The sequence below is a fragment of the Luteibacter sp. P4_D7_3 genome, assembly GCF_056401735.1.
Genome location: NZ_JBFUIT010000163.1, coordinates 1 through 8,754, shown reverse-complemented (window position 1 = coordinate 8,754; position 8,754 = coordinate 1). Strand labels below are relative to the sequence as shown.

The 8,754-nt window shown below is 63.1% G+C and carries 7 protein-coding genes; all 7 read right to left on the bottom strand.

Annotated elements, in window-relative coordinates:
• Nucleotides 1-227 precede the first annotated feature (227 nt).
• Nucleotides 228-500: a hypothetical protein gene (locus AC1DSN_RS14170; protein WP_063571490.1), complete on the bottom strand. Its 273-nt coding sequence runs from the start codon at nt 498-500 to the stop codon at nt 228-230.
• 87 nt (nt 501-587) lie between these two features.
• Nucleotides 588-1,193: a DNA-3-methyladenine glycosylase gene (locus tag AC1DSN_RS14165; RefSeq protein WP_477331240.1), complete on the bottom strand. Its 606-nt coding sequence runs from the start codon at nt 1,191-1,193 to the stop codon at nt 588-590.
• Entirely contained in the window at nt 1,193-1,327 is a 135-nt protein-coding gene (locus AC1DSN_RS14160; protein ID WP_477297252.1) for a hypothetical protein, read from the bottom strand. Before AC1DSN_RS14160 ends, AC1DSN_RS14165 begins: the two co-directional genes overlap by 1 nt.
• A 47-nt stretch (nt 1,328-1,374) precedes the next feature.
• Nucleotides 1,375-1,530 (bottom strand): DUF3309 family protein, encoded by a 156-nt coding sequence (locus AC1DSN_RS14155; protein WP_082878993.1) that lies wholly within the window; start codon nt 1,528-1,530, stop codon nt 1,375-1,377.
• A 140-nt stretch (nt 1,531-1,670) separates the two neighbouring features.
• The gene (gene ppnN / locus AC1DSN_RS14150) at nt 1,671-3,068 is read right to left on the bottom strand and encodes a nucleotide 5'-monophosphate nucleosidase PpnN (protein ID WP_477331238.1); all 1,398 of its coding nucleotides are present in this window, start codon (nt 3,066-3,068) and stop codon (nt 1,671-1,673) included.
• 295 nt (nt 3,069-3,363) lie between these two features.
• On the bottom strand, nt 3,364-6,633 hold the full coding sequence (locus AC1DSN_RS14145; RefSeq protein ID WP_477331236.1) for a TonB-dependent receptor: 3,270 nt from the start codon (nt 6,631-6,633) through the stop codon (nt 3,364-3,366).
• 268 nt (nt 6,634-6,901) lie between these two features.
• Nucleotides 6,902-8,611, bottom strand: coding sequence for a bifunctional ornithine lipid synthase OlsF (gene olsF / locus AC1DSN_RS14140; RefSeq protein WP_477331234.1), 1,710 nt, complete (start codon nt 8,609-8,611; stop codon nt 6,902-6,904).
• Between the last annotated feature and the right edge of the window lie 143 nt (nt 8,612-8,754).

The window sequence follows — 8,754 nt, the reverse complement described above, 5'->3', positions numbered from 1 at the left end:
ACTCAGACGATGGTCATGCCCCCCAAGAAACCAGTCACCCAGTCCGTGGACACGCCGCCGCCGGATCGCTCATCCGCCGCGTTCATTTCCTACGTGTACTCGCACAAGCGGACCGCGCCTCTCCCGGAGACGCCGCGCAGCACGCCCTTGAAGGGCCCCAAGAAAACCGCGGGCTGATGCCCCACGAGTGGTGATCCCGGCTCGGGATCACCACTCGACGACGGCGCTCAGCTGTCGATCTGCGTGATCGAGCGAACGCGTCCGTTGACTATCTCGACCTGGACCGATTTGCCCTTCTGGAAGTACTCCAGGCGATAACCCTGCAGGCCACCGCCCCGGGCTTCGATCGGCGTCTCGCGATCGGGCTTGCCGGCAACCTCGCGAAGACGCCCCTCACTATCTCCCGTGGAGACGACCTGCGAACCCACGCGGAAGGTATCCGCGGCGGCGGCGCCGCAGGACAAGGCAGTGGCGAAAATGGCGGCAACGATGCGCTTCATGAGGAACTCCCTGTCGATGTATCCACGCAGGCTAGCTCCCGCCGGTAGCGAAGCCAAGGGCCGGACGGGGCCATCTTGCGAACTCATTCAGGGTCTGGAGACGTGGGGATTCCCTGCCACCAGCCAGCGCCAGAGCAGGTCCGTTCCCTGCCGAATGCCGATCCGGGCCGAGCCGGGTATGTTCTCCGGAGACGGCGTCCCGTCATCGACGATGGTGTAACCCTCCCGCGCGCGCACCAGGTCGATGCCGTTCTGCTCCCCGGTGATGCCCATGGCCTGGGCCAGCCGTGCGGGACCGCTGCCTAGTTCGCGATCGCGCTTCGCCTTCGGTCGCGCTTGGCGCATCCGCTCGATGCCGGCCACCGGTTCCAGCGCCCTGATCAACACACCCGAGCCCTCGCCCACGTCGCCGCAGACGGTATTGGCGCACCAGTGCATCCCATAGGTGAAGTAGACATACATGTGCCCGGCCGGGCCGAACATCACGGCGTTGCGTGGCGTCCTCCCGCGGAAGGTGTGCGCCGCGGGATCGATGGCACCGATATACGCCTCGACCTCGACGATGCGCCCTGCCCGCCCGTCCGCACAGGCCAGGACTTTGTTGAGCAGTGCCTGGGCGACAACACGCGCGTCTCGCTGATAGAAGGAGCGCGGCAGGATGTCTCCCGGCCAGCGCGCGCGACGGAACGCCATCACGTGTCCAGGGGCTCACCGTCGGTGTCCGGATCGGGACCGGGGCGCTCGACCGGCTCCTGGTCGTAAGGCGGCGGCGAGGTTCCGGGAGGCGTCTTGTCCGTGTCAGGCACGGGACGATGGGGTCGAGCCATGACTTCCTCCAGAGGGCGTCGGGACGTGGCCGCCCCGACGCCGGGGATCAGAAGACGCCAAGCAGCCAGCAGACCAGGATGATCGCGAGGATAACGCCGATGCCGCCGCTCGGACCATAGCCCCAGGACCGCGAATAACCCCACGTGGGGAGGCCGCCGACGAGGGCAAGAATGAGGATGACGAGCAGGATGGTGACGAGCATGGGTAACTCCGGCAGTGGACTCGGAGTGCATCGTCGCGCAGAGGGTCGTCTAGGACATGTGATGCACGGGGCGCCCTTTCGGCGTCCCGTTCAGGAACTCGAAGAACGGCGCCGCCCGCGGGCGGCGCCGTTACGTAGTTTTACGTACGCACCACGTAGCAAGGCTCGTAGGCTGTGCCACCGGGAAGCTTCATGCGGTGCTGTTCGACGAACGCCTTCAGCAGGTCGTCCAGCGCACGCATGATTTCCGGCTCGCCGTCGATGACGAACGGACCGAACTGCTCGATGGCGCGCACGCCCTCTTCCTTGACGTTGCCGGCCACGATGCCCGAGAACGCACGGCGCAGGTCGGCCGCGAGCTCGTGACGCGGACGGTCGCGATGCAGGGCCAGGCCAGCCATCGCCTCGTGGTTGGGACGGAACGGCTGCTGGAACGGCAGCGGGATATCCAGCGCCCAGTTGAAGAAGAAGGCGTCCTTGTTGTCCAGACGGTGATTACGCACCTTGTCGATCCCGGTGACCATGACGTGGGCGACGGCCGCCGGATCGTCGATGATGATCTTGTAGTGCGTCGCGATCTCTTCGCCGAGCGCCAGCCGCAGGAAGCGGTCAATCTGCTCGAAGTACGACGCCGAGTTCTTCGGACCGGTGAAGATCAACGGGAACGGAATGCCCTTGTTCTTCGGCAGCAGGAGAATGCCGAGCATGTAGAGGATTTCTTCCGCCGTGCCGACGCCACCGGGGAACACGATGATGCCGTGGCCGAGACGGACGAAGGCCTCGAGGCGCTTCTCGATGTCCGGCATGATCACCAGGTTGTTGACGATCGGGTTCGGCGACTCGGCGGCAATGATGCCCGGCTCGGTCACACCGATGTACCGGTTGCCCTTGCGACGCTGCTTGGCATGCGCGATGGTCGCTCCCTTCATCGGACCCTTCATCGCACCCGGGCCGCAACCCGTGCAGATATCCATGGCGCGCAGGCCGAGCTGGTAGCCGACCCGCTTGGTGTACTCGTATTCGTCGCGCGAGATCGAGTGACCGCCCCAGCAGACGACAAGATTCGGATCGATCTGCGGACGCAGGATGCGCGAATTGCGCAGGATCTCGAACACGGCATGCGTGATACCCACGCTGTCGTCCAGGTCGAAGGCGCCCGCTTCCAGCTGCGTCGACACGTAGACGATGTCGCGTACGACGGCGACCAGCAGTTCGTTGATGCCGCGGATGATACGGCCGTCGACGAAGGCCTGTTCCGGCGCATTCTTCAGCTCGATCTTGATGCCGCGGTCTTCCTGCAGCACCTGGATATCGAAGTCCGGATACTTTCCGAACATCGTGCCCGGATCGTCTGAAAGGTTGCCCGACGTCAGTACCGCCAGTGCGCAGCCGCGCAGCAGCTGGTGCAACCCGGACCCGCTGGCGTCGCGCAGGCGCGCGACCTCGTTGCGGGAAAGGATATCGAGGCCGCCGGCCGGCGAAACGCGGGCACTGACCGTCTTGCCGGATACCGGCTCCCCGAACTGATTGGCATTCATGGTGTGACTCGTCCTTCTGACCGCGAATTAGCGGCGAACCCCGCTCCGGATCGGGAGCGGACCGCCTAGGATCACGCGTGGCGGGCGTAGGGGTCAAGACCACCCCGCCACCGCCCGTTCCTGTAGGAGCCGATTCATCGGCGATCCCGCGCCAGCGTGCCAGCGTGGCGCGAGCACCCTATCGCCGATAAATCGGCTCCTGCAAAAAAAGCCGGCACCTTTGGAGGTGCCGGCTCTCGGTTGAGAGGCAATCCGTTGCCTCGTGTGCTGCTCGCCGCGGTTATCGGCGCGGGGCTTAGAACGCGTACTTGACCGTCAGCAGGACCGACCAACGCTGGGCGAGATCATCGTTGTTGTTGACGTAGGTCGGGATGGCGAGCGGCTGGTAGTTATTACCCGAGGAGTAATTCTTACCCGTGATGTCGTAAATGTACTTGTTCGTCGCGGTGTTGATACCGGCGTAGTCAGCCAGACCGCGACCGCCCGGGAAGTTCACGCGCTTCTCGATACCCCAATGCTTGTTCAGCATATTGGTGAAGTTGTAGATATCGAGCTTGATGATGCCCTTGTTACCCTTGAAAATCCCCGGGATCTCCTGCTGGAAGCTCAGGTCGATCTGGTTGATCCAGCCGGCACGGTCGCCGTTACGCTGCGCCGTCTTGCCCTGCTCGTGCTTCAGGTAATCGTTGTTCTGGATGTAGTTATAGAACGACTGCACCAGCGCCGGGTTGGTGCCCGGCTTGAACTCGACCTGGCCTTCCTTCGGAACGAAAGCCACGTCGTTGGTCTGGCCGTCACCGTTGGCATCGTTGCCGAAGGCCCAGGTGTACGGGGCAGCCGAATGGCCGTCGTAGAACACGCTGGCGGTGGTGTTGTAGTCGCCGAAGAAGGCGTGCTGCCAGGTCAGGGCGGCGATCACACGACGCGGGGTCGAGTAGTTCGACGTGCTGGCCTTGTCTTCGTTCGAATTGAGAACGTAGTTGTTGTTCCAGTTCGAGCTGGCGACGCTGGACGTACCCGGATTGACTTCCGTCGAGCGAGTCCAGGTGAAGCCGACCATGCCGGACCAGTCGTCGGAGAAGTTCTTCTTCATCGACAGCGCAAGGCTGTCCGCTTCGCCCTTGCTCGTGTTACCCAGCTCGATGTTGTTACCGGAGAACTTCGAATTGGCACCGGCGCGTGAGCGCTGGCCAGTCGAGTTGGCAGCACCCGTAGTCAAGTAATAGTTGGCGCGACCATCCGGTGCAACGCGCTGCGGCGCGCCGAGGTTGGTGTTCTTGAAGTAGATGGCATCACGCTGGTCGATGTGCTCGTAGTCAACCGTCGCGATCAGGCCCCACCACGGAAGCTCCTTGTCGAAGCCGAGGCTGAGCTTCCAGGCGGTCGGGATGTTCCAGTCCTTGGTGACGGTATTGACCGTCATCGACCCGCCCGCGGCACCATTGTTCTGTGCGCCAGCGTTCGGGCTGAATGCCGGCAGGTTGGTGGTGCAGGGGAACGTGCCGCCATTGGTCGGGCCGCAGGCGTATTGCGTCTGGGTCACGCCAGAGTTCGAGAAGATGTTACCCAGCCACACAGCCGGCTGGTTGGTCACGAACAAGCCAGCGCCGCCACGCAGCTGCGTCATGTGCTCGGTGTTGAACTGGTAGTTGAACGACATGCGCGGCTGGAAGACGCGATGGCCGTCGATGTTGTACTGATTGGTCTGGCCGTAGTTCTGAGGAGCGGCATAGGTCGCGTTGTACAGCGGCTTGTCGTTCATCAGCGGGATGTCGACGCGGAAGCCGTACTGGACAGACAGGTTTTGCGTAGCCTGCCAGGTGTCCTGCAGGAACACGCCCCACTGCTGCAAGCTATAAGCCGCAGCGACGTCGCTGAGGCTACGACCATCGGCCGGACGGTTGTACGAATACTTCCAGTACTTGCCGTTGGCAAAGTTGGCGAGGCCATTATTGGCACCGTTCGCGGCCGGCAGTTCTTCGAAGGTGTAGCTACCGAAGGCGCCCTGCAGGAACAGGTTGTAGTAATCGTCCTTCTCGTAGTCGAAACCGCCCTTCACGGTGTGGTCGCCGAGGTACAGCGAGCCGGCCCATGCGGCGTTCCACGACTTCACGTTCAGCACGTTCTGCTGGCTCGAGAACTCCGAACCGAACTCCACCGCGCCGCCATTGGCGAGTGTGGTCGGATAGACGGTGACGTCCGGCATGTCCGGGCCGTTCGGCGTGCGGTTCTGCGCAAACTTGGCGTACGACACGGTGGTGTCGCTGGAGAAGATGTCCGACCAGTCATCGTAGAAATGCAGCGCGTACGACTTGTTGTCGACGCTGGTGTTGTACCAGCCGCTCGACAGCACGAGCTTGGTGTCAGAGCCCGTGATGGTGGGCTTCTGCTCCTTGGTCTCGCTGTAGGTGAAGCTGGCGCGGTGGTTGTCGGTGATGTTCCAGTCCAGCTTACCGAGGTAACGCTTGTCCTGAAGGTTCTGGTTACCGCCACCAACCGTGCCAATGTCGCCGAGGCCGAGGCCCTGGGCGATGCTGCGAATCTGGTTGAGCTGGGCCGTGGTCAGGTTCTTGACCGGAATCCTCGCGCCGGAATCCGACGGGCCGTACGGGCTACCCGAACCGATCTGCTTGCTCTTCTCGTACAGGCCGAAGAAGAACAGCTTGTCCTTGATGATCGGGCCACCGACGGTGCCGCCTGCGGTGAACTGGCGATMGAAACCGGCGTACGGCTTGTTGGCCTCGTTGTCGCCGATCATGTTCTGGTTCTGGAATGCGTAGTACACCGAACCGTGGAAGTCGTTCGTACCGCTCTTGGTCACGGCGTTGATGTTGGCGCCGACGCCGCGACGGGTCGCCACGTCGTAGTTCGCGGTGGAGATGTTGTATTCCTGGATCGCGTCCTGCGAGATCGGCGTGCCGAGGGTCGGCAGACCGTTGGCGTTCAGGCCGAACGGATCGTTGGCCGACACGGAATCGACCGTGATGTTGTTGTAGCGACTGTTCTGGCCGACGGCGGAGATTTCGCCGCGTGCGCGATCGGAAACGACGATGCGCGGGTCAAGACGGACAACGTTCTGGATGGAACGGCCCGGCGTCGGGATCGTCTCCAGTTCTTTGCTCGAGATATTTGTCGAGAGACCCTTGTTGTCCGGCGAGAACGTCTGCGACAGCGAATTGGCGGAGACGGTGACGCCTTCGAGCGCCTGGGCGTTCGCACTGGCAGCCTGCTCACCCGTGAGGTTCACTGCGTTGGTCTGCGCCAGCTGCAGGAACACGTTGTCCTGCTGGGCGACCGTGTGGCCGTCCTTGGTGGCGGTGACATCGAACGGACCGCCGACGCGCAGGCCCTGGGCGGAATACCGGCCCTCGGCATCGGTCTGGACGATCTTGGTCGTTCCGGACGGCTCATGGACGAGCTTCACTTCGGCGTTGGCAACCGGCTTGCCGCCGGCGTCCAGGACGCGACCGCTGATGGCGGAAGAAGTGTCCTGCGCAAAGGCAGGTGCCGCGAGCAGCGATGCGATCGCGAACGGCAGAAGTTTGGCGCGGATACGGCTATTCATCTAATGGTCTGCCCTGTGACTTACAACGAAAATTTGGCCGCACGAAAGGGTCCCTGGCCGCGAGGCCGGGGTGACACAGTCGTAGAGCTATCCCCAATTTTTGAAAGACTCGGCCGGTGTGATCCCGGTCACGCAACTGATCCGGGCGGCGACTCTTGTTAAACGAACTTTAACGCGATTCTATGACACATTCGTAACATTTTCACGCCAACTAGATAAATACCACTTTTTCTTAGAGGTGCGCCAGAAAGGCACACCTCTTTGAACTCTAAGCAGATTTACCGAGATAGCGGGATCGCTTCGCAGGTTTCAGCGAAGCCAGATCCAACATGACGAGGCCATCGACGCATCCTGAGAAGTCAGGATCTTCGCCAAACGCAAGAAACTGGACGCCCGAAGGCTCGACCAGATCGACGTATTGGCGGTACAGCACCGGCAGGGAGACGCCAAGGGCGTCGAGGCGGTGTTTAAGCTTGCCCAGGCCAGCGGCCGGATCGAGGCCTTCCAGCTCGGCGCGGATCGCGACGTCGGTGGCGTCGGGGACGACAAAGGGCTGGCGAGCGGCGGCAAGTCCCTCAACACCAAAGAAATGCTGATGCGCCACCGTGATCCACTCGCGGGCTTCACGGGGCATGCTGACCGACATGCTCACCGGCCCGAACACGTAGCGAAGGTCCCGGTGACGCTGCAGGTAGAGGCCGATGCCCTGCCACAGATGGTCGAGCGCCCGCGAACGCCAGTAAGCCGGGGCGACGAAACTGCGCCCGGCCTCAAGACCTTGCGCCAGGCGCGATTCGAGTGCGGGCGAGTAATCGAAAAGACTTGAGGTATAGAGCGCCGAAATACCGCGTTCCGCGATGAGCCGGCCGCCGTGGCCGAAGCGATACGAACCGACGATGCGCAGCGCCTTCGGATCCCACAGCACCAGGTGCTCGTAGTACGGATCGTAGGCGTCGAGATCGCGGCGCTTGCCCGTGCCCTCGCCGACGCGACGGAAGGTGAGTTCGCGCAGGCGACCGATCTCGCGCAGCGCGGCACTATCCTGCGAGCCCTGCATGAGCAGGATGCGCTTGCCATCGGGAAGGTCCGCAAGAAACTCTGCCTTCTCCAGTTCGGCAACCACTCGCTCGATCGGTTCCGGGTGCGCCAGCGGCGTCTGTCCGCCGAACACCAGGTCGCGGCCGCGGCCCACGCGATACACGTGGCGACGCATGAGCTTGGCGGCCTGCTCAGGCGAACCGCCGCTGAGTTTCTTGATCTCCTCGGCGTCGATCAGCTTGCCGATGCGGAAGCCGACGCGCTGCTTGCCCGAGGTCGCTTCGCGAGGAAGCATCGCGGTGCTCAGCGGCTTGGCCAGCATGGAAAGGCCGTAGAACATGGCCGAGTTGCGCGCAGCGATGTGCACGGGCAACACGGGCACGCCGGTGCGCATGGCGATGCGCGCGAAACCGTCCGACCATTTGCCGTCGCGCACGCCGCTGGCGCCCATGCGGGATACTTCGCCCGCCGGGAAGATCACCAGCACTTCGCCGGCTTCGATGCTACGGAAGATGCCACGCATCTTCGAGGCGCCGCCCTTGCCGAACACATCCACGGGCAGCAGCAAGGGGCCGAGTTGCGGCACGGCCGCGAGCACGTCGTTACCCAGAATGCGCACGTCGCGACGCACGGTGCCGATCATCTGCAGCAAGGCGATCGCGTCGACCATACCCAGTGGATGATTGGCGACGACGAGCAGTGGCCCCTCGACGGGAATGTTCTCGCGCTCGCGCTCGGTGATGCGGCAGCTGACCCCGAGGTACTCGAGCGTGCGTTCGCAGAAGTCGAAGCCCAGCGCAGTACCGGCGTGGTCGAGTGTCTGGTTGAAGCGGCTCTCGTGGGCAAGCTTTTCCAGCATGCCGACAAGGGGCTTACGAATGAGAGGGTGCTGGGCCAGCCAGGGCAGACGCTCGGCCAGGGTCTGATCGATGCTCAGCATGACTTGGGCTCCCTATGACGTCGGACGGGGCAAACCGTGCGGGACTGGAGCGGAGTCGTGATTTTCATACCTTCGAACGTCCTCAGTGCCCCTTGTGGGGGCTGCGACCCATGCCCGGAGGTAGACGGCGCCTACCCCCGGAC